Genomic DNA, 18,582 nt, shown 5'->3' with positions numbered 1-18,582 from the left:
TCTCTACTCCTCGATTGGAAATTCATTGCAAAATCATGGACCTTGAATAGATTCATCGTGCTCGTCATATGAAATATTTTGATAAAGTAAAGTTAACTCCAAGTCATCTTGGCTCCACTACCATGCCGCGCTCCAATATATCTGGCAGGCCAGTGACGGTTGCCTGATTCTCGACGTCAGTCAGGGCTGAAGTAGCTCAACCCACTCTAGAAGCGTGACCAGGTAAAAAGTCCGCCTCTGGATCAAGACCTAGGATGCTAATGTTTCAGCTCGATTTTTATGGAACACTTGTGGCCGCCTCTTTAGTCCTTTTACTGGGGCGCGGACTAGTTGCACGTATCGGTTTTTTACGCACGTACAATATTCCTGAGCCGGTTGCAGGGGGCTTGGTGGTTGCATTGCTTCTCTTGGCTTTGCGCCTGTTCGATATTGAAATCCGCTTTGACACTTCACTGCAAACCCCTTTGATGCTGGCGTTTTTTGCCACCATTGGCTTGAGTGCAGATTTCGCCAGCCTGAAAAAAGGTGGGCGCGTAGTCGGGATTTTTCTACTGGCGGTCACAGGGCTTTTGATACTCCAAAACGCCATGGGTATCGGGCTCGCCAAGGCGTTGGGGCTCGACCCCTTGATGGGGTTGCTGACAGGTTCAATTACCTTGTCGGGCGGACACGGCACAGGCGCTGCCTGGGGGGCGATGTTCAGTGAGAAGTTCGGTCTTGCTTCCGCCTCTGAACTGGCGATGGCCTCCGCGACGTTCGGCCTGGTGCTGGGCGGCTTGATTGGCGGTCCGGTCGCCCGTTTGCTGATCAACCGTGTCCAGACTCCCGGTCTCGTACAAGGTGAGCCGCGCTTGCCAAGGGGCTTTGAACAACCAAACAAAGAGCGCTTGATCACACCGTTTTCGCTGATTGAGACTATCGCGCTGATCGCCGTCAGCCTACAAGCCGGTTCGCTCCTCAATGGCATGCTCCAGGGGACGGCGTTTGAGCTGCCGACGTTCGTCTGCGTCTTGTTCGTGGGTGTGGTGTTGCGCAACGGGCTTTCAGCGCTGGGTCTGTACCAGGTGTTTGAACGTGAAGTCTCGGTGTTGGGCAACGTCAGTTTGTCGCTGTTTCTAGCGATTGCGCTGATGTCGCTCAAACTGTGGGATCTGGCAGCACTGGCGTTACCGTTCGTTATCATCCTGACAGCGCAAGCCTTGCTCATGGCGCTGTTTGCGATTTTCGTGACGTTCAGAGTCATGGGCAGTAACTACGATGCAGCGGTACTGGCTGCCGGCCACTGCGGTTTCGGGCTTGGTGCTACACCCACCGCCATCGCTAACATGCAAGCAGTGACACAGCGCTACGGGCCTTCGCAGATAGCATTCCTGATAGTCCCCATGGTGGGCGCCTTCTTCATCGACATCATTAACGTCATCATAATCAAGCTGTACCTATTATTGCCGTTCCTTGGCGCTGCTGCCTGACGCTCAAGTCACCGGGCCTGGGTTACTAGGCCTGAGTGATCTCTCATGGTTCAACTATCTGTGTGCTGTTGGCGCGACTAGCGGCCTTTAGCAAGGCTCAGCCTGATCACATGGGCACTAGCGCTTGGCGCCTGTGATACGTCTTCCTCCGTAGAAAAATCCGCACCACCGCCCACCGTCCGGATTGAGACCATCCAAGCACAACCCTTGTCGACCTATGGGCGGATCGCCGCTACGCTGGCGGTGGTGTTTGTGTCGGTGTTTTTTGTGGTGGTGATGAAGCGGATCGGCAGACGATAAAAACTAACCGCGGCAAGCCAGTCACCAAAGGGCATGGAAATAATTTATGCGACAATTGCGATAATTAATTATTGTTTTACGATGATTAATGACTTAGCTTAGACGCTCATTCATACTTTGTGAGGCTTCACTATGACGTCACTTCGTCTTGCTAAACTCAGCCAGCTTATGTCGGCCGCCACGTTAATCCTGATCGTCGTGATGCTGGCGCTCAATGTGGCGCTGTGGCTTTTCCCTTCCCTGGCTTCCAATGAGGGATTAGGTCTGGGTTTCGCGCTCACCGAGCGGCAGCTGTCACAAAGAACTGAGGTCGCAGCACTGTTCCCTTGGTGGCAAACGCTGGGCGGTATCGTATTGTCGAGTGTGCCGCTGCTGGTGTTGACGTTCGGCCTGGGGAACTTGCGTCGGCTGTTCCAGAGCTATGCCAGTGGCGAGTATTTTTCCGGTGCCGCCGCCTTGCGCCTAGGCAAGGTCGGTAAGGCGGTGGCGCTGTGGGTGCTGCTGGACTTCCTGTGTGAGCCAATGCTCAGCCTCTGGGTTACGATGAATGAACCAGTGGGCCAAAAACTGTTAACCGTGAGCTTTAATGCGCAGACTTTTGTTGCCTTGTTCCTGGCGGCGTGTATTTCGATAATCGCGCGTATTCTCTGGCAAGCCAGTGAAGTGGACTCTGAAAACCGTACTTTCGTTTGAGACCCTTATGTCAATTGTCATTCATCTGGACGTAATGCTTGCGTTGCGCAAAGTTAAATCCAAAGACCTCGCATCAGCTATCGGCATTACCGAAGCCAACCTTTCACTGTTGAAGCAAGGCAAGGTAAAGGGGGTTCGATTGGCCACTTTGGACGCAATATGTAAGCACCTGAGTTGTCAGCCGGGGGATCTGTTGATCCATGTTCCCGAGGTCGAGCAACAGTAAGTCCTTGATGGAGGCATGCTCTGCACCCTCCTCGCTTTAACCCAGACACCGCCTCTTTTGGCGGTGTTTTTTTTCGGTGAGGATGAGTCGGGTGCGCCTCGGTCCTGGTGCCAGGCTCGATAGCGGCGGTGCGGCCGACGTAGCCTCGCTGGGGCTCGACAACGGTCATTTCTGCTTTCGAAGATGTGTAAATACCTATGGCGTTACGGGCAAACGATGTTCTCTGACCGTTTCATAGTGCAGCTTCCAGCCTTTGAAAAAGACCGTTCTGCGTACATGCAGATCGCGTGGTGGCATAGGGACAATCGCGACTGCCAATTTGTCTCTTCTGAGCAGGCCGTCAGTAAGAATGTTGACGCCCAGCGCCCCACCTAGAAAACCCAGCAGAAGCCCAACCAGATCGATGAATTTCTCCATGATGGTGTAGGTTTCCTGACGATTCTCTTTCAGGACATCGTAAATGGAGGTGCCGGAAACAACTGGAGGATTCTGCCCGGAGCCGGGCTTCACCGACTTCGCTAGTGCTTTTTCAGTCGTCTCTTGGTGAATTTGGGCCTGAAACTCCTCCTGTTTCTTGAACTCAAGAAACGTCGTTGATGCCACACCTATCGGCACCAATGACGTCACTACCAACAGCACCCCCAGGGCTATGTTGCGAGAAGCCGGGGTGTGAAAGCCGGCGAGCCAGTCGGTTCGCACCATCCAGCAAATAATAATGGCCAGCAACACACAGGGCACCAGAAAACCCAGGTTGATCTGAAAAAAACTATCCAGGCGTGTACTCATTACCGCTTTCTCTCCATGAATGATTGAAACTCAAGTTTTACAGGTCAAACCGATCAATCGCCCGCCGTCGCTCATTATCATCACGAACGTCGTAGCTGGCGGTGGTCTGGATATTGGTGTGGTGCGCCAGTTTCTGGGCGATGGACAGGTCGTGTTCTTCAATCACTCGCGTGATAAATGAACGGCGGAAATCATGGGGCATGATCTTCACCCCCACTTGCTGCCCGCGCTGACGGGCGATGTAGTAAATCGCGTGCTTGGTGATGCGCTCCCGGGTGATGTGGCTGCCCCGGCGGATACGGTTGAACAGAAAGGCGTCGTCCTCCTGCCCTTCACCCAATTGCGCGCGACGGAACGCCAGCCACGCTTCAAGTTTGGCAAAGGCCCACGCCGGCGCGTACTTGATCAGTTCCTTATTGCCCTTGCCCGTGACCCGCAGGCTGCGTTCGTCGAAATTGATCTGGGCCAGGTCGAGGTTGACCGACTCCGACTTGCGCATCCCCGAGCCGTACAGGATTGCAATGACTGCCGCGTCCCGCATGCCCTGGGGGCGTGGGTCGGCTGCGCAAACGTCCATCAACTCGCGAATCAGCGTGCGCCGCAAGTTGCGGCCCTGGCTCAAGCGCGTACCTGCCATCGCCTTGACCGAGCGCATCTTCAGTAGATGCTCCTGGCTGATCAGGCTCATGCGCCATGCCTCGTTCATCACCCCACGCACGGCGTTGACGTAAAGCGATGAGGTATTGGGCGCGTAGCCGTCTTCGCGTAGCACCGCCACCAGGCCCATAACGTGTTCGGGCTGCAGCAGATGCCAGTCGATGTCTTCCAGATTGACCTCTTCGAAACCCAGGCGGTCGGCGGCGTCTTGCAGCACATAACGCATGGTCAACTGGCTCGAAGGGGCCAGCCGCGTGAGGTAGAGGGTCAAGGGGTTTCGGGTCGGGGCGTGGGGAAGCTCAGTCAAAATAGATCAGCCTTGGAATTAAATAACGCGACTAAGCATTTGTTTAGCCAAGGTATTTAGTGGTTGGGCGAGCACCGAGTCTAGCGCAGGTCAGCGGCTCGCACCAAACCATCGAACCTATTCCTGACCCTCCATGCGGTCCTGGGTCTGCTGTTGGCCCCATTGGGCATCCTGCTTATACATCACCGCCAGCCAGTGCCGGCGCATGAATTCCAGCAGGCTTACCGGCGCCTTGGCAAAGTCCTGTTCATCGGCGTAACAGCCCGGCAGCGGCAGTTCGGTGCCTTGCTCCTTGTATTGGCTGACCAAGGCTTGCTGCCCTGTCACGCTGCAATCCTTGGGCAGCGGCATGCCCTGCAGTGCCCCGGCCTCTTCATCCCACCAACTGGCGCCATAGCGGTCGACGCCACGCAAGCCGTACTTCTGCGACTTGCCGATGTGCATGATCAGCTTGAACTCATGGGGGCTGACGTCGCTGGTGCACATCCGTGAATAGCCGACAGTGGCTTGGGTGATGCCGTCGCCAAGCAGGTCAGTGACCTTGGTCGCTGCGCTGTCGAAGTGCAGGCCAGCGTCAAATTCGCAGTGCTGCACGTCGTCGTAGAGCATCCACAGGCGCCTGGGCCGGTCGCCATCGAGCAGGTATTGGGCGGCATAGACAGACGCCGACTGTGTGCCATCGTCATCGCGTTCACTCGCCTGTTGCTCGGCCAGCACCAGCAGATTACGGCCTTGTCGGTCGCTCCAGGTATACGCCGCCACCTGTTTGCCTCGTACCTCCACGCCAGGCGGTAGCTGAGTGACCTGAGTGAGCACCACCCCCTCATCGGCCTGAACCCCGCAGGCGTACACGACTGTCATCCACAACACCATCAAGACCGGCCGTAACTGGCCGCGTAAAAGCTGCACGTTGTTCATCCGACTATCCAGGCAAGAGATGGCTACTTTACCGGCACTTGCAGGGCAAAGCAGAGAAGATTCACCAGTAAAATAGGGCCTTCGCCATGGAGGCGGCCGCCGAGCACCGGGAAGTTGTTCGCAAGAAAACCCGTTAATCCATTTTTGACGTGGGACAAATGACTTACAGGCAAGGCGCTACAGCACGAAAATGTTCTCGTTTGTCTCTGCCCTTATTATTTAGCTGAACACTAGCTGTCTACCCACCAAATAAACGAGTTTTTCATCGGCCTTTCATATTCGTTCTACATTTTTGCGCTTAACCTTGAGCGCAGGACTTGAGAACAATCCGCGCTTTGCAGACTAACCCTTTGATTATGCTTTACCTTTGAGCGCTGTGGTCTTTACTCAAGGTGTCTAGGCGCCAGGCAATGCAACGGTCGAATGACCGTAAGCAAACCGCTCTATTTTTATTCGGATCACTGCACTTTTAACCTTTGGCTGTTGTCGTCTTTACGCGCCAAGTTGCTCTAACCGAGGTCATGAATCTTTGAAACCCTACCCTATTCATTGCGTGTCGATCGTTATCCCGGTCTACAACGAAGAAGAGAGCTTGCCTGAGTTGCTTCGTCGCACCACGGCGTCGTGCAAGCAGCTGGCTTATGAATACGAAATCATTCTGGTGGACGACGGCAGCCGCGATAACTCGGCCCAGTTGCTGGAAGAGGCAGCCGCCGAAAACGGCAGCCATGTGGTGGCGGTGATCCTCAACCGTAACTATGGCCAGCACGCGGCAATCATGGCCGGTTTTGAACAGTGCCGGGGCGACGTAGTCATCACCCTCGACGCCGACCTGCAAAACCCTCCTGAAGAAATCCCGCGTTTAGTCGAACAGGCCGCCCTGGGCTACGACGTGGTTGCCACGGTGCGCAACAACCGCCAGGACTCCGCTTTGCGCCGCTGGCCGTCGCGCTTGATCAACCTTGCCGTGCAGCGCTCCACCGGCGTTGCCATGACTGACTACGGCTGTATGCTTCGCGCTTATCGGCGCACCGTTGTCGACGCGATGCTGGCCTGCCGCGAGCGCAGCACCTTTATCCCGATCCTGGCCAACGGCTTTGCCCGCCACACCACGGAAATCCTCGTGCAGCACGCCGAGCGTGAACACGGTGAGTCCAAGTACAGCGCCATGCGGCTGATCAGCCTGATGTTCGACCTGCTGACCTGCATGACCACCACGCCGTTGCGCCTACTGTCCATCGTCGGCTTCAGCCTGGCTGCCATTGGCATGCTGTTTGCGCTACTGCTGATCGTACTGCGCCTGGCTTTCGGAGCCGAGTGGGCGGGCGACGGCATGTTCGTATTGTTTGCCGTGCTGTTTGTATTTACCGGCGGCCAGTTCATCGGCATGGGCTTGTTGGGTGAATACCTGGGGCGCATGTACAGCGATGTCCGGGCCCGTCCACGGTTCTTTATTGAAAAGGTGCTGCGCAACGAACCGGCAGCACCGGCTCCGGTCGTTATCGTCGACGGCCTAACCTCTTCCCATACTTCCACCTCACTTTCCGATCAGGTTTCGTCATGAATCCAAAAGCTGTTGTCTTCGCTTACCACGACATTGGCTGTGCAGGCATCGAAGCCCTGCTCACAGCCGGCTACGACATTGCTGCCGTGTTCACCCATGCCGACGACCCCAAGGAAAACAACTTCTACGGCTCCGTCGCCCAGCTCTGCGCCCGCAACGGTATCCCGGTGCATGCGCCGGAAGACGCCAATCACCCGCTGTGGATCGAGCGTGTGGCCAAGCTCAAGCCAGACTTCATCTTCTCCTTTTACTACCGCAACCTGCTGAGCGAAGCGCTGCTGGCTACCGCAGCCAAAGGCGCGTTCAACCTGCATGGCTCGCTTCTGCCCAAGTACCGGGGGCGCGCACCGGCTAACTGGGTGCTGGTCAAGGGTGAAACTGAAACCGGCGTGACCCTGCACCGCATGGTCAAGCGGGCCGATGCCGGTGGGATCCTCGCCCAGCAAAAGGTCAGCATCGAGCGCAGCGACACCGGCCTGACCCTGCACGCCAAACTGCGTGACGCCGCCAGCCACCTGCTGGGCGATGCCTTAGGGCAACTGGCCGAGGGCACGTTGACTGAAACTGCCCAGGATGAAAGTCAAGCCACCTATTTCGGTCGCCGCAGCGCCGCCGACGGCAAGCTGGAATGGAAAAAACCTGCTGAAGAACTGTTCAATCTGGTCCGCGCAGTCACTCAACCGTATCCGGGTGCCTTCTGCGCTGCGGGCGAGCACAAGTTGATTGTCTGGAGCGCCGAGGTCGTCAAAGGCAACGAAGGCCAGGCCCCGGGCCGAGTGATCAGCGTCGATCCGCTGCGCATTGCCTGCGGTGTAGATTCCCTGGTAGTGCGTTTCGGTCAGCGCAATGACAACGGCCTGTACCTGGCCGGCCCTGCGCTTGCCAACGAGCTGGGCCTGGTGGACGGATCCGTGTTGCGCGGTGCCGAGTCGGGTCGCAAGCCACGTCGCACACGGGTGCTGATCCTCGGCGTCAACGGCTTTATCGGTAATCACCTGTCCGAGCGCCTGCTGCGCGACGACCGCTATGAAGTCTACGGCCTGGACATTGGCTCCGACGCCATCGAGCGCCTGCGCAGCCACCCCAACTTTCATTACGTGGAAGGCGACATCAGCATTCACTCGGAGTGGATTGAGTACCACATCAAGAAATGCGACGTGGTCCTGCCGCTGGTGGCCATCGCCACGCCAATCGAATACACCCGCAACCCGCTGCGCGTATTTGAACTGGACTTCGAGGAGAACCTGAAGCTGGTTCGCTACTGCGTCAAGTACAACAAGCGCGTGATCTTCCCCTCGACGTCCGAAGTCTATGGCATGTGCCAGGACCAGAACTTCGACGAAGACACCTCCAACCTGGTGGTCGGCCCGATCAACAAGCAGCGCTGGATCTACTCAGTGTCCAAGCAACTGCTGGACCGGGTGATCTGGGCCTACGGCGCCAAGGGCCTGAACTTCACCCTGTTCCGTCCGTTCAACTGGATGGGCCCGCGCCTGGACCGCCTCGATTCGGCGCGCATCGGCAGCTCTCGCGCAATCACCCAACTGATCCTCAACCTGGTAGAAGGCACGCCCATCCGCCTGTTCGACGGTGGCGAGCAGAAACGCTGCTTTACCGATATCGCCGACGGCATCGAGGCCCTGGCGCGGATCATCGACAACGAAAATGACGCCTGCAACGGTCAGATCATCAACATCGGCAACCCGGACAACGAAGCCAGCATCCGCCAGTTGGGCGAAGAGCTGTTGCGTCAGTTCGAAGCTCACCCTTTGCGCGGCAACTTCCCGCCGTTCGCCGGTTTCCGTGATGTCGAGAGCAAGGCGTTCTACGGCACCGGTTACCAGGACGTCGCCCACCGCAAGCCAAGCATCGCCAACGCCAAGCGCCTGCTGAACTGGGAGCCAAGCGTGGAGATGAGCGAGACCATTGGCAACACCCTGGATTTCTTCCTGCGTGAAGCCATGCTCGAAATTGCGGACAAGCATTGATGCAGGCAGGTCTTCGCATCGACGTCGACACCTATCGAGGCACCCGTGAAGGGGTGCCACGCTTGTTGGAGCTGTTCGATGAAGCCGGGATCAAGGCGACGTTCTTCTTCAGTGTCGGGCCGGACAATATGGGCCGTCATTTGTGGCGCCTGATCCGCCCGCAGTTCCTGTGGAAGATGCTGCGCTCCAATGCCGCCGGCCTGTACGGCTGGGACATTCTGCTGGCCGGCACTGCCTGGCCGGGCAAGCCCATCGGTCGCGACCTGGGGCACCTGATGCGCCAGGCCAAGGCGGCCGGGCATGAAGTCGGTTTGCACGCCTGGGATCACCATGGCTGGCAGGCTAATGCCGGGGGCTGGAGCGATGAGCAACTGGTGGAGCAGATCCGCCGTGGAGTCGACACCTTGAGCGACATTCTTGGTGAGCACGTCGACTGCTCGGCCGCCGCCGGTTGGCGTGCCGATGAACGTGTGGTGCAGGCCAAGCAAGGCTTCAACTTTCGCTACAACAGCGATTGCCGTGGTACCAGCCTGTTCCGACCGACGCTGGCCGATGGCAGTGCCGGCACGCCGCAGATTCCGGTGGGCCTGCCAACCTTTGACGAAGTGGTCGGGCCGTTGGTAGCGGCCAAGGATTTTAATGCCTTCATTCTCGACCGATTCACCGAATCGAAACTCAACGTCTATACGATCCACGCAGAGGTAGAAGGGATTCTGATGGCCAATGATTTTCGCCAGTTGCTTGCCCAGGCGGTGCAGCGCGGCATCGCGTTTCAACCGCTGGGCAGCCTGTTGCCGAGCGATCCCGCCACATTGCCCCAGGAACATCTGGTTCGCGGAGCATTGAGCGGCCGCGAGGGCTGGCTGGGAGTGCAAAAGGCATGATTCGCCGTTGGGCCCTGCCCCTGCTCTTGCTGGTCTTTGGCGTGTGTTATCTGCTGCCGATGGCCACCCATGGCCTGTGGATTCCGGACGAAACCCGCTATGCCCAGACCAGCCAGGAAATGCTCCTGACCGGCAAATGGGCGTCGCCGCATTTTATGGGTATCCGCTATTTTGAAAAACCGGCTGCCGGGTACTGGATGATCGCCCTGGGTCAGGCCATTTTTGGCCAGAACCTGTTTGGCGTGCGCTTTGCCTCGGCGCTGGCCACCGGCTTGAGCATCCTGCTGGTGTACCTGGTGTCCCGACGCTTGTGGCATGACCCGCGCAAAAGCATGGTCAGCACCGTGCTGTACATGAGTTTTGTCAGCGTTGCGGCACTGGGGGGCTACGCCAACCTTGATCCGCAGTTCACCTTTTGGGTCAACCTGACCGGAGTGGCCTTGTGGCTGTGTGTCGACAGCACCAGCCATCGCGGCCGTTTGTGGTCCTGGGCCTTGCTGGGTGTGGCCTGTGCCATGGGGTTCATGACCAAGGGCTTTCTGGCGTGGCTGCTACCGGTGTTGATCGCCCTGCCCTACATGATCTGGCAAAAGCGCTTTCGTGAGCTGCTGGGCTATGGCTTGGTGGCGGTCGCCGTGGCAGTTGTCGTCAGCTTGCCGTGGGCGTTGGCGGTACATGCCCAGGAGCCGGACTATTGGCATTTCTTTTTCTGGCATGAGCATATCCAGCGCTTTGCCGGTGAAGATGCCCAGCACGATCAGCCGTGGTGGTATTACCTGCCGCTGCTGGTGGCGTTCTGTCTGCCGTGGGTGGCCTTGCTGCCCTCCACCTTGAAACAGGCGTGGCTGGAAAAACGCACCCACAAGACCGCGTTCCTGTTGTTGTGGCTGCTGATGCCCCTGGCGTTTTTCAGCCTGAGCAAGGGCAAGTTGCCGGCTTATATCCTGCCGTGCCTGCTGCCCCTGGCGCTGCTGATGGGCAATACCCTGGCAGACAAACTGGCCCAGGCCCGTGGCCGGGTGTTGCAAGTCAACGGCTGGCTGAACCTGATGCTCGGCCTGCTGGGGTTGCTGGCCCTGGTGTATTTCCAGTTGAAGAAGCCGGTGTACGAGCATAACCAAGAGCTGCTGAGCCTAGTGCTGGTGTTTATCGTGCTGTTCGGCTGGATCATCGCCAACCTGCTGCAAGCGGCGCGTCCGTTGCGGTTGTGGGCCGCGCCGGCGATTGGCAGCTGGCTTCTGGTTGCTCTGGTACCTGCCGCCCTGCCCCATTCGGTGGTTTATAACAAGACGCCGGATCAGTTCATCATTGATCACACCGATGAGTTGGCCCGCACAGCCACGTTGCTAAGCAACGACCTGGGCGCTGCGTCCGCCCTGTCGTGGCGGCTCAAACGCCCGGAAGTCGCGCTGTACAACACCGTCGGCGAAGTCAAATACGGCATCGCCTATCCAGACACCGCCTACCGCAAAGTGGACACCGCCCAGGTCCAGCAATGGATGACGGACGCCCGTAAACAGGGTTCGGTGGGCGTGGTCATGCGGGTCAAGGGCGATGACGAACGGCAGGAAGTGGACTTGCTGCCCAAGGATGGCAAGCGCTACGAGCAAGGCAATATGGTGATCCTGATTTTCCCGCAGGTTGCACCATGACCCTCCTGCTGCTCTTGGCCGCTTGCCTGCTGACCTGCATGGGTCAGGTCTCGCAGAAGTTTGCCGTGGAAGGCTGGCGTGACCAGCCTGACGGTTGGGCCGCAAAACTGCGCTCGCCCTGGCTGTGGTCGGCACTGCTCTGCCTGGGCCTTGGTTTACTGGTATGGCTGCTGGTCTTGCAGCGCCTGGAAGTGGGCATCGCTTACCCCATGCTCAGCCTGAATTTTGTGCTGGTAACCCTGGTGGCGCGTTTTGTCTTCCACGAGCCTGTGGATCGTCGCCATTGGTTGGGTGTCGCCCTAGTGATCGCCGGCGTGGCGCTGTTGGGAGGTGAGGTATGAGCCGAGTTCGCGGCTTTGCCCTGGCCTTGGGCAGCGTTGCATTGGTCAGCGGTGCCCAGTTGGGCATGCGCTGGAGCATGACCCGCCTGCCGCTGCCCAGCGAATGGCTGACTGCGTTGAACAGCGGCGCCATCGACCTTGGCGCGTTGGGCGTGGTGATCCTGGCGATTTTCGCCTATGCGCTGTCGATGCTCTGTTGGCTCGGCGCCCTCAAGGACCTTCCCCTGGGGCGTGCTTATTCGCTGCTGAGCATCAGCTACGCCCTGGTGTACCTGCTGGCGGCCAGCCTGCCCGTATTCAACGAACACTTTTCTCTGTCAAAAACCCTGGGGGTGGCATTGGTCATCCTCGGTGTCCTGACGATCAACTCCCGTCGTATCAGCAGTACAAGCCCCAGGAATACCCCATGAAAATCAGCGTATTTGGTAGTGGTTACGTCGGTCTGGTACAAGCCACCGTACTGGCCGAGGTCGGTCACGATGTCATCTGCATGGACGTTGATGAAAACAAGGTCCGCCTGTTGCAGCAGGGGCACGTGAGTATTTTCGAGCCGGGGCTTGCCAGCCTGGTCAAGGAAAACCTGGAGAACGGCCGCCTGACCTTCACCTGCGATGAAAAGCTTGCGGTGGAACACGGTGAGGTACTGTTCATTGCCGTGGGCACGCCTTCGGACGAGGACGGTTCGGCGGACTTGAGATACGTGCTGTCGGTGGGCGATGCGGTGGCCCGTCATCGGCGCGACCCCGTGATCCTGGTGGAAAAATCCACCGTGCCCGTGGGCACCGGCGACACTTTACGCGCCCATATCGAAAAGGCCCTGCACCTGGCCGGGCGCAATCTGGAGTTCGATATCGTCTCCAACCCGGAATTCCTCAAGGAAGGCTCGGCGGTCGCCGACTGCCGCCGTCCAGACCGGATCATCATCGGTTGCGAGCGCGAAGAAGTGCGCGAAGTGATGCGCGACCTGTACGCGCCGTTCAACCGTAACCACGACCGCATTATCTTCATGGACCTGCGCAGTGCCGAGCTGACCAAGTACGCCGCCAACTGCATGCTGGCAACCAAGATCAGCTTTATCAACCAGATCGCCGAGCTGGCCGAACACCTGGGCGCAGATATTGAATCCGTGCGCCTGGGGATCGGTGCCGATTCGCGGATCGGCTACCACTTTATCTACCCCGGCTGCGGCTACGGCGGGTCGTGTTTTCCCAAGGACATGCGCGCCTTGATCCACAGTGCCAAGCAAGCCAATTGCTCCAGCGACCTGTTGGAAGCGGTGGAAGCCATCAATCAGCGGCAGAAGAGCAAATTGTTCGAGCGTATCAAGGCCTTCTACAAAGGCGACTTGCGCGGCAAGACTTTCGCCCTGTGGGGCCTGGCGTTCAAGCCCAACACCGATGACATGCGCGATGCGCCCAGCCGGGTATTGATGGAGTCGCTATGGGCGGCGGGCGCCAACGTGCGCGCCTTTGACCCGGAAGCCATGCAGGAAACCCAGCGCCTTTACGGCGATGACCCCCGGCTGATGCTGATGGGCACGCCGGAGTCGACCCTGGGCGGTTGCGATGCGTTGATCATCTGCACCGAGTGGCAGCAGTTCAAGGCGCCGGATTTCGACCTGCTGCAACAGCGCCTCAAAGCTGCGGTGATTTTCGACGGCCGTAACCTGTACGACGCCGAGCGCCTGGCACGCAAGGGCTTCCAGTATTTCCCGATGGGCCGCGGAGAATCGTGCAACCTGCCGATCCCCCAGCAGCAATGGGTTCCCCGGCTGCTGGAAGCGTAAGACGTGGATATAGTTCCTGCACCGCTGCTTGGCGCCACGATCCGCAGACACTCCTTGGGCCTTGGGTTGCTGGCGTTGATGCTGTTCATCGCCGGCAGCTGGGACCAGGCGATTATCGGTTTTGACTCGCGCTTTGTGTTGTTCGCCCAGGAGATGCTGCGCCATGGGCCGAGCTTTTTTCCCACAACCTATGGGCAGCCTTATGCAGACTACCTGGCGACGTCGACCCTGTTTACCTGGCTGTTGTCGCTACCGCTGGGGCGCATTACCAGCCTGACGGCGTGGCTGCCGACGGCCGTTTCCTCGGCGATTATCGTCACCTTGATCTACCGACTGACAGCGCCCTACTCCCGGCGCTGGGCGCTGCTGAGCATCGCCCTGCTGCTGCTCAGCAGCACCTTTATCAGCGAAACCCGCTCAGTGTCCCTGGACCAGATGCTGGCTGCCGTAGCCCTGGCGGTGTTTTACCTGGGCTACGCCCATGATCACTTCGGTGGCGGCAAACGCTGGCACTGGCTACTGGCGTTGTTGCTTCTGGGCTTTGCCATTCGTGGGCCGATCGGCCTGGTGATTCCCACCGGCGTGTTGTGCAGCTATTACCTGATCAATCGGCAATGGCGTCAGTTGTTCAGCTTCGGCTTGCTCGCGCTGGCGTTGCTGGTGGCCTGTGTTGGCCTGCTGCTGCTATTGGCCAAACTCAGCGGTGGTGAGGCGTTCATGCAGGACGTGATCCGCATGCAGTTCCTCGGCCGCATGGATGGCAGCGAAGGTTCCAGTGGTGTGCTCTATTACTTCACCAGTTCGTTGGGCAACTATGCCTTGGCGTATCCGTTGGCGATCCTGGTGCTGATTGCCGTGCTGATCAACGGGCAACGACCGTCTGATCCAGCGCTGCAGTTGTTGCTGTTTTGCGCGGCTGCGGGGTTGATCGTGATGCTGGGGCTGTCGATCCCGCAGGCGAAGAAGGCCCGTTACATGCTGCCGATGATCCCCATGGCGGCAATCATTGCGGCCTACCCTTTTCGGGGTGTTCAGGGGCGGCTCTTTGCCTGGTTGCGGGGATTGATGCTGGGGGTGTTGGCGCTCATACCGACGCTGTTGATTGGCGCCCTGTTGATGGCCCGTCATCGCTTCCCCGAGCAGTTAAATAGCCTGGGCCTGGTATTCACCGTGCTGGTCGTATTGCAGGTGCTGCTCCTGGGCATACTGTTGAAGTGGCGCTGGCAGCCAGTAGGCCCGGCCTTTTGTGCGGTGTTGGCGGTGTGGTCGACCTACATCATGGTGGTGGAACCGCTGGAGCGCAGCCTTTACGACACGCGCACCTTTACCCTGGGTGCCCAGGCCCTGATCCAGCAGCATCCGGCGCCGCTGGTGCTGCATGCCCTGGGGAAGGACGCCAAAGCCATCAAGTTCATGGTCAACCTCAATTGTGACCGGGTGCCCTTGTTCACTCAGTTGCCCTCGGAACTCGCCCTCGTCCAGGGGCCGGCCTGGCTGGTGATGAGCCAGGCTGATTTTGAAGGGTCGAGCGACCCGCGTGTGCGCCTGCTGGCACCTGTACTCAGCGGGCAGTTCGACAAAAACCCTTACGTGCTGCTGCACCTGACCAAGGCTGCGCCCTGATAACGGTCAGCCAGGCCTGTCTGTGGATGGAGTTACGCGACACCCTCGTGGCACTCAAGGGACCACTGGGTTCAAGGTAATTAACTCCAAAATTACTGCACTTAACGTGCATTAATATGCATTGGCGAGGGTTTTGTTTGATCGGCACACTGCATCAGTTCCTCCCCCAAATGTTGGAACTTTCGAAGGGCTTTCCGGGAAACCAGAGAAGCCCTTCTTTTTGCCCGCCTTTTATTCTGGATCGTCGATTAATGCTTGCTCGCTGGTTCCCCGCTGCCATCAATACCCGCCCCACCGAATGGAGTCGCGCCGCCATCGGCATGGCCTTGGGCACAATGTTCAGTGTCTGGCTCTGTGCCCAAGTGTTTGGCATGGACGTCGCCATGCATCTGATTGGTCCCTTGGGCGCGTCTGCCGTGTTGCTGTTTGCCGTTTCATCCGGTGCGCTGGCCCAGCCGTGGTCAATCGTTGGCAGCTACTTGTGTGCCAGTGTGGTGGCATTGCTGGTAGCCAGAGTGCTGGGCCGCACGCTGGGCAGCGCGTGCCTGGCCGCTGGCATGGCGCTGATCCTGATGTGCTGGTTGCGCTGTCTGCATCCGCCGTCGGGCGGGCTGGCAATGACACTGGTGTTGGCAGACCCGGCGACCATCGCCCTGGGTTGGCAGGGAATCGGCCCAGTCATGCTCGGTGCTGGCACATTGCTGGTGACGGCCATTGCCTATAACAACCTGACCCGGACCCGTTACCCCAAGGGCGCGATAGAAGCGCCGGTGATCATGATGAGCAATCGCCTCCAGGAGCCTGATCCCAAGATCACTGCCGTTGACCTGGAGCGGGCCCTGGCCGAAATGGAACAGTTTTTCGACGTCACGCCCACGGAGCTGGAGCAACTGATCCATACCGCTGAAGATCATGCCCGGCGCCGCAGCATTGGCCAGGTATTGGCGGGGCGGGTCTAGGCAGGGCAGGCAGTTTTTTTGATAATAACTACCCTGCATAAATGCAAAGACGACCTGCAGTATTCCAAGTTGTACTTGGCAAATTTGCACTGGTACGATCGGGAGATGGTTCGTCCGCGAACATTTTAATAAAGAACAATAAAAGCAGGGAGTTACAGATGACTGCTCAGGCTCCATCCCAGGCGACGTGCAGCGCCGAGTCCCCACAGGACGACGTCCTCGCCGAGATACGCAACCACATCGGCCACCTCACCCTCAATCGCCCTGCTGGCCTTAATGCCATCACCCTGGACATGGTCCGCAGCCTCACCCGGCATTTGCAGGGCTGGGCTGACGACCCAGAAGTTCACGCCGTCGTCCTGCGTGGTGCCGGGGAAAAAGCCTTCTGCGCCGGTGGCGACATACGCTCGCTGTACGACAGCTTCAAGAACGGCGACACCCTGCACCAGGATTTTTTCGTCGAAGAGTACGCCCTCGACCTGGCGATTCATCATTACCCCAAACCCGTTCTCGCGCTGATGGACGGCTTTGTCCTGGGCGGCGGCATGGGCCTGGTCCAGGGTGCCGACCTTCGAGTGGTCACTGAGCGCAGTCGTTTGGCGATGCCCGAGGTTGCCATCGGTTACTTCCCTGACGTCGGTGGCAGCTATTTCCTGCCGCGTATTCCCGGTGAGCTGGGCATCTACCTCGGCGTAACCGGCGTGCAAATTCGCGCTGCCGACGCGTTGTACTGTGGGCTGGCCAACTGGTACCTGGACAGCGCCAGGCTGGCGGAACTTGACCAGGAACTCGACCTCCTGCAATGGCATGACTTCCCGCTCAAGGATCTCCAGGGCCTGCTGGCCAAACTGGCAGTGCAGCAGCTTGCCGACGCGCCGCTGGCTAAACTGCGCCCAGCCATCGAACACTTCTTCGCCCTGCCCGACGTACCCAGCATCGTTGAGCAATTGCAGCAAGTTACCGTCGCTGACAGCCACGAATGGGCGTTGGCGACGGTCAAACTGATGCAGGGCCGCTCGCCACTGGCCATGGCCGTGACCCTGGAAATGCTCAGGCGTGGTCGGCACCTTGCGTTGGAAGACTGCTTTGCCCTGGAGTTACACCTGGACCGTCAGTGGTTTGCCCGTGGCGACCTGATCGAAGGCGTGCGCGCCCTGCTGATCGACAAGGATAAATCCCCGCAATGGAACCCGCCGACTCTGCAGGCGCTGGATGCCGACCACGTCGAAAGCTTCTTCTGTGACTTCGAGCAGAACAGGAACTAAGCCATGCAAGATATTGAATTTACAGAAGAACAAGTCATGATCCGCGACATGGCTCGCGACTTTGCCCGAGGCGAAATCGCGCCCCATGCCCAAGCGTGGGAAAAAGCCGGCTGGATCGACGATGCCCTCGTGGCGAAGATGGGCGAACTGGGCCTGCTGGGCATGGTGGTCCCGGAAGAATGGGGTGGCACCTATGTCGACTATGTGGCTTACGCCCTGGCCGTCGAAGAGATTTCCGCCGGTGACGGCGCCACTGGCGCGCTGATGAGCATCCATAATTCAGTGGGTTGCGGCCCCATCCTCAACTACGGCTCACAAGAGCAGAAAGAAACCTGGCTGGCCGACCTTGCCAGCGGCCAGGCCATCGGCTGCTTCTGCCTGACCGAACCCCAGGCCGGCTCCGAAGCCCACAACCTGCGTACCCGTGCCGAGTTGCGGAACGGCCAATGGGTGATCAACGGCGCCAAGCAATTTGTCAGCAACGGCAAACGGGCCAAACTGGCCATCGTCTTTGCCGTGACAGACCCGGAACTGGGCAAGAAAGGTCTTTCTGCATTTCTCGTTCCCACTGACACGCCAGGCTTTGTGGTGGATCGCACCGAACACAAGATGGGCATCCGCGCTTCGGACACCTGTGCCGTCACCCTCAATCAATGCACCGTGCCCGAAGCTAACCTGTTGGGCGAACGTGGCAAGGGCCTGGCCATTGCCTTGTCCAATCTGGAAGGCGGTCGTATCGGTATTGCCGCCCAGGCCTTGGGCATCGCCCGCGCAGCTTTCGAGGCGGCGTTGGCTTACGCCCGTGACAGGGTGCAGTTCGACAAGGCAATCATTGAGCACCAGAGCGTGGCCAACCTGCTGGCTGACATGCAGACCCGTCTCAATGCCGCGCGTTTGTTGATCCTGCACGCTGCTCGCCTGCGCAGTGCTGGCAAGCCGTGCCTGTCAGAAGCATCCCAGGCCAAGTTGTTCGCCTCGGAAATGGCGGAAAAGGTCTGCTCCTCGGCGATGCAGATCCATGGTGGCTACGGCTATCTGGAAGATTACCCGGTGGAGCGTTATTACCGGGATGCGCGGATAACCCAGATTTATGAAGGGACCAGTGAAATCCAGCGGATGGTGATTGCTAGAGAGCTAAAGAACTATCAGCTGTAAGCTATTGAA

At 58.7% G+C, this 18,582-nt stretch carries 17 protein-coding genes; 14 read left to right on the top strand and 3 right to left on the bottom strand.

Going from position 1 to position 18,582, the window contains the following annotated elements; genetic code table 11:
• The first annotated feature begins 260 nt into the window (after positions 1-260).
• The 3 genes from gltS to ACZRJ6_RS15465 all read left to right on the top strand — a co-directional run bounded on the left by gltS (position 261) and on the right by ACZRJ6_RS15465 (position 2,688).
• Positions 261-1,469 carry a sodium/glutamate symporter gene (gltS, locus tag ACZRJ6_RS15475; protein ID WP_463968464.1) on the top strand — a complete coding sequence of 403 codons (1,209 nt, stop codon included), beginning with the start codon at positions 261-263 and terminating at the stop codon, positions 1,467-1,469.
• 432 nt (positions 1,470-1,901) lie between these two features.
• Complete coding sequence (locus ACZRJ6_RS15470) at positions 1,902-2,462, top strand: DUF2975 domain-containing protein (protein WP_463968465.1); 561 nt, start codon at positions 1,902-1,904, stop codon at positions 2,460-2,462.
• 7 nt (positions 2,463-2,469) lie between these two features.
• Positions 2,470-2,688, top strand: a complete 219-nt coding sequence (locus tag ACZRJ6_RS15465; protein WP_149414944.1) for a helix-turn-helix domain-containing protein — start codon at positions 2,470-2,472, stop codon at positions 2,686-2,688.
• A 195-nt stretch (positions 2,689-2,883) separates the two neighbouring features.
• Here the strand turns inward: ACZRJ6_RS15465 and ACZRJ6_RS15460 are convergent, their stop codons facing one another.
• The 3 genes from ACZRJ6_RS15460 to ACZRJ6_RS15450 form a co-directional block, all read right to left on the bottom strand.
• Positions 2,884-3,474: a hypothetical protein gene (locus ACZRJ6_RS15460; protein ID WP_463968466.1), complete on the bottom strand. Its 591-nt coding sequence runs from the start codon at positions 3,472-3,474 to the stop codon at positions 2,884-2,886.
• Positions 3,475-3,511: 37 nt separating this feature from the next.
• On the bottom strand, positions 3,512-4,438 hold the full coding sequence (locus tag ACZRJ6_RS15455; protein WP_463968467.1) for a site-specific integrase: 927 nt from the start codon (positions 4,436-4,438) through the stop codon (positions 3,512-3,514).
• 117 nt (positions 4,439-4,555) lie between these two features.
• On the bottom strand, positions 4,556-5,356 hold the full coding sequence (locus ACZRJ6_RS15450) for a M949_RS01915 family surface polysaccharide biosynthesis protein (protein ID WP_463968468.1): 801 nt from the start codon (positions 5,354-5,356) through the stop codon (positions 4,556-4,558).
• Positions 5,357-5,885: 529 nt separating this feature from the next.
• Here ACZRJ6_RS15450 and arnC point away from each other — a divergent pair.
• The 11 genes from arnC (at position 5,886) to ACZRJ6_RS15395 (ending at position 18,573) form a co-directional block, all read left to right on the top strand.
• Positions 5,886-6,920: an undecaprenyl-phosphate 4-deoxy-4-formamido-L-arabinose transferase gene (arnC, locus tag ACZRJ6_RS15445; protein ID WP_463968469.1), complete on the top strand. Its 1,035-nt coding sequence runs from the start codon at positions 5,886-5,888 to the stop codon at positions 6,918-6,920.
• Entirely contained in the window at positions 6,917-8,908 is a 1,992-nt protein-coding gene (gene arnA, locus ACZRJ6_RS15440; protein WP_463968470.1) for a bifunctional UDP-4-amino-4-deoxy-L-arabinose formyltransferase/UDP-glucuronic acid oxidase ArnA, read from the top strand. Before arnC ends, arnA begins: the two co-directional genes overlap by 4 nt.
• On the top strand, positions 8,908-9,792 hold the full coding sequence (gene arnD / locus ACZRJ6_RS15435) for a 4-deoxy-4-formamido-L-arabinose-phosphoundecaprenol deformylase (RefSeq protein WP_463968471.1): 885 nt from the start codon (positions 8,908-8,910) through the stop codon (positions 9,790-9,792). Before arnA ends, arnD begins: the two co-directional genes overlap by 1 nt.
• Positions 9,789-11,444, top strand: coding sequence for a lipid IV(A) 4-amino-4-deoxy-L-arabinosyltransferase (gene arnT / locus ACZRJ6_RS15430; protein ID WP_463968472.1), 1,656 nt, complete (start codon positions 9,789-9,791; stop codon positions 11,442-11,444). The genes arnD and arnT overlap by 4 nt, the downstream gene beginning before the upstream one ends.
• Complete coding sequence (gene arnE, locus ACZRJ6_RS15425; protein WP_463968473.1) at positions 11,441-11,785, top strand: 4-amino-4-deoxy-L-arabinose-phosphoundecaprenol flippase subunit ArnE; 345 nt, start codon at positions 11,441-11,443, stop codon at positions 11,783-11,785. The genes arnT and arnE overlap by 4 nt, the downstream gene beginning before the upstream one ends.
• Complete coding sequence (gene arnF / locus ACZRJ6_RS15420; protein WP_463968474.1) at positions 11,782-12,195, top strand: 4-amino-4-deoxy-L-arabinose-phosphoundecaprenol flippase subunit ArnF; 414 nt, start codon at positions 11,782-11,784, stop codon at positions 12,193-12,195. Before arnE ends, arnF begins: the two co-directional genes overlap by 4 nt.
• Positions 12,192-13,571 carry a UDP-glucose 6-dehydrogenase gene (locus tag ACZRJ6_RS15415; RefSeq protein ID WP_463968475.1) on the top strand — a complete coding sequence of 460 codons (1,380 nt, stop codon included), beginning with the start codon at positions 12,192-12,194 and terminating at the stop codon, positions 13,569-13,571. The genes arnF and ACZRJ6_RS15415 overlap by 4 nt, the downstream gene beginning before the upstream one ends.
• 3 nt (positions 13,572-13,574) lie before the next feature.
• Entirely contained in the window at positions 13,575-15,194 is a 1,620-nt protein-coding gene (locus ACZRJ6_RS15410; protein ID WP_463968476.1) for an ArnT family glycosyltransferase, read from the top strand.
• Between the two features lie 251 nt (positions 15,195-15,445).
• Positions 15,446-16,153, top strand: a complete 708-nt coding sequence (locus ACZRJ6_RS15405) for an HPP family protein (RefSeq protein WP_463968477.1) — start codon at positions 15,446-15,448, stop codon at positions 16,151-16,153.
• A gap of 158 nt (positions 16,154-16,311) precedes the next feature.
• Positions 16,312-17,418 carry an enoyl-CoA hydratase/isomerase family protein gene (locus ACZRJ6_RS15400; RefSeq protein WP_463968478.1) on the top strand — a complete coding sequence of 369 codons (1,107 nt, stop codon included), beginning with the start codon at positions 16,312-16,314 and terminating at the stop codon, positions 17,416-17,418.
• A 3-nt stretch (positions 17,419-17,421) separates the two neighbouring features.
• Complete coding sequence (locus ACZRJ6_RS15395) at positions 17,422-18,573, top strand: acyl-CoA dehydrogenase family protein (RefSeq protein WP_463968479.1); 1,152 nt, start codon at positions 17,422-17,424, stop codon at positions 18,571-18,573.
• Positions 18,574-18,582 lie beyond the last annotated feature (9 nt).

This window comes from Pseudomonas sp. C321 (assembly GCF_055407105.1).
Note: the sequence above shows the minus strand (reverse complement) of the source record. Positions and strands in the feature narration are given on the sequence as shown.

What these genes read in the sequence shown, in the direction of transcription:
- gltS (WP_463968464.1), top strand. Translation starts at nt 261, where the DNA reads ATGTTTCAGCTCGATTTTTATGGAACACTTGTGGCCGCCTCTTTAGTC.
- ACZRJ6_RS15405 (WP_463968477.1), top strand. Translation starts at nt 15,446, where the DNA reads ATGCTTGCTCGCTGGTTCCCCGCTGCCATCAATACCCGCCCCACCGAA.
- arnF (WP_463968474.1), top strand. Translation starts at nt 11,782, where the DNA reads ATGAGCCGAGTTCGCGGCTTTGCCCTGGCCTTGGGCAGCGTTGCATTG.
- ACZRJ6_RS15400 (WP_463968478.1), top strand. Translation starts at nt 16,312, where the DNA reads ATGACTGCTCAGGCTCCATCCCAGGCGACGTGCAGCGCCGAGTCCCCA.
- ACZRJ6_RS15395 (WP_463968479.1), top strand. Translation starts at nt 17,422, where the DNA reads ATGCAAGATATTGAATTTACAGAAGAACAAGTCATGATCCGCGACATG.
- arnA (WP_463968470.1), top strand. Translation starts at nt 6,917, where the DNA reads ATGAATCCAAAAGCTGTTGTCTTCGCTTACCACGACATTGGCTGTGCA.
- ACZRJ6_RS15465 (WP_149414944.1), top strand. Translation starts at nt 2,470, where the DNA reads ATGTCAATTGTCATTCATCTGGACGTAATGCTTGCGTTGCGCAAAGTT.
- ACZRJ6_RS15460 (WP_463968466.1), bottom strand. Translation starts at nt 3,474, where the DNA reads ATGAGTACACGCCTGGATAGTTTTTTTCAGATCAACCTGGGTTTTCTG.
- ACZRJ6_RS15415 (WP_463968475.1), top strand. Translation starts at nt 12,192, where the DNA reads ATGAAAATCAGCGTATTTGGTAGTGGTTACGTCGGTCTGGTACAAGCC.
- ACZRJ6_RS15450 (WP_463968468.1), bottom strand. Translation starts at nt 5,356, where the DNA reads ATGAACAACGTGCAGCTTTTACGCGGCCAGTTACGGCCGGTCTTGATG.
- arnD (WP_463968471.1), top strand. Translation starts at nt 8,908, where the DNA reads ATGCAGGCAGGTCTTCGCATCGACGTCGACACCTATCGAGGCACCCGT.
- arnT (WP_463968472.1), top strand. Translation starts at nt 9,789, where the DNA reads ATGATTCGCCGTTGGGCCCTGCCCCTGCTCTTGCTGGTCTTTGGCGTG.
- arnE (WP_463968473.1), top strand. Translation starts at nt 11,441, where the DNA reads ATGACCCTCCTGCTGCTCTTGGCCGCTTGCCTGCTGACCTGCATGGGT.
- ACZRJ6_RS15470 (WP_463968465.1), top strand. Translation starts at nt 1,902, where the DNA reads ATGACGTCACTTCGTCTTGCTAAACTCAGCCAGCTTATGTCGGCCGCC.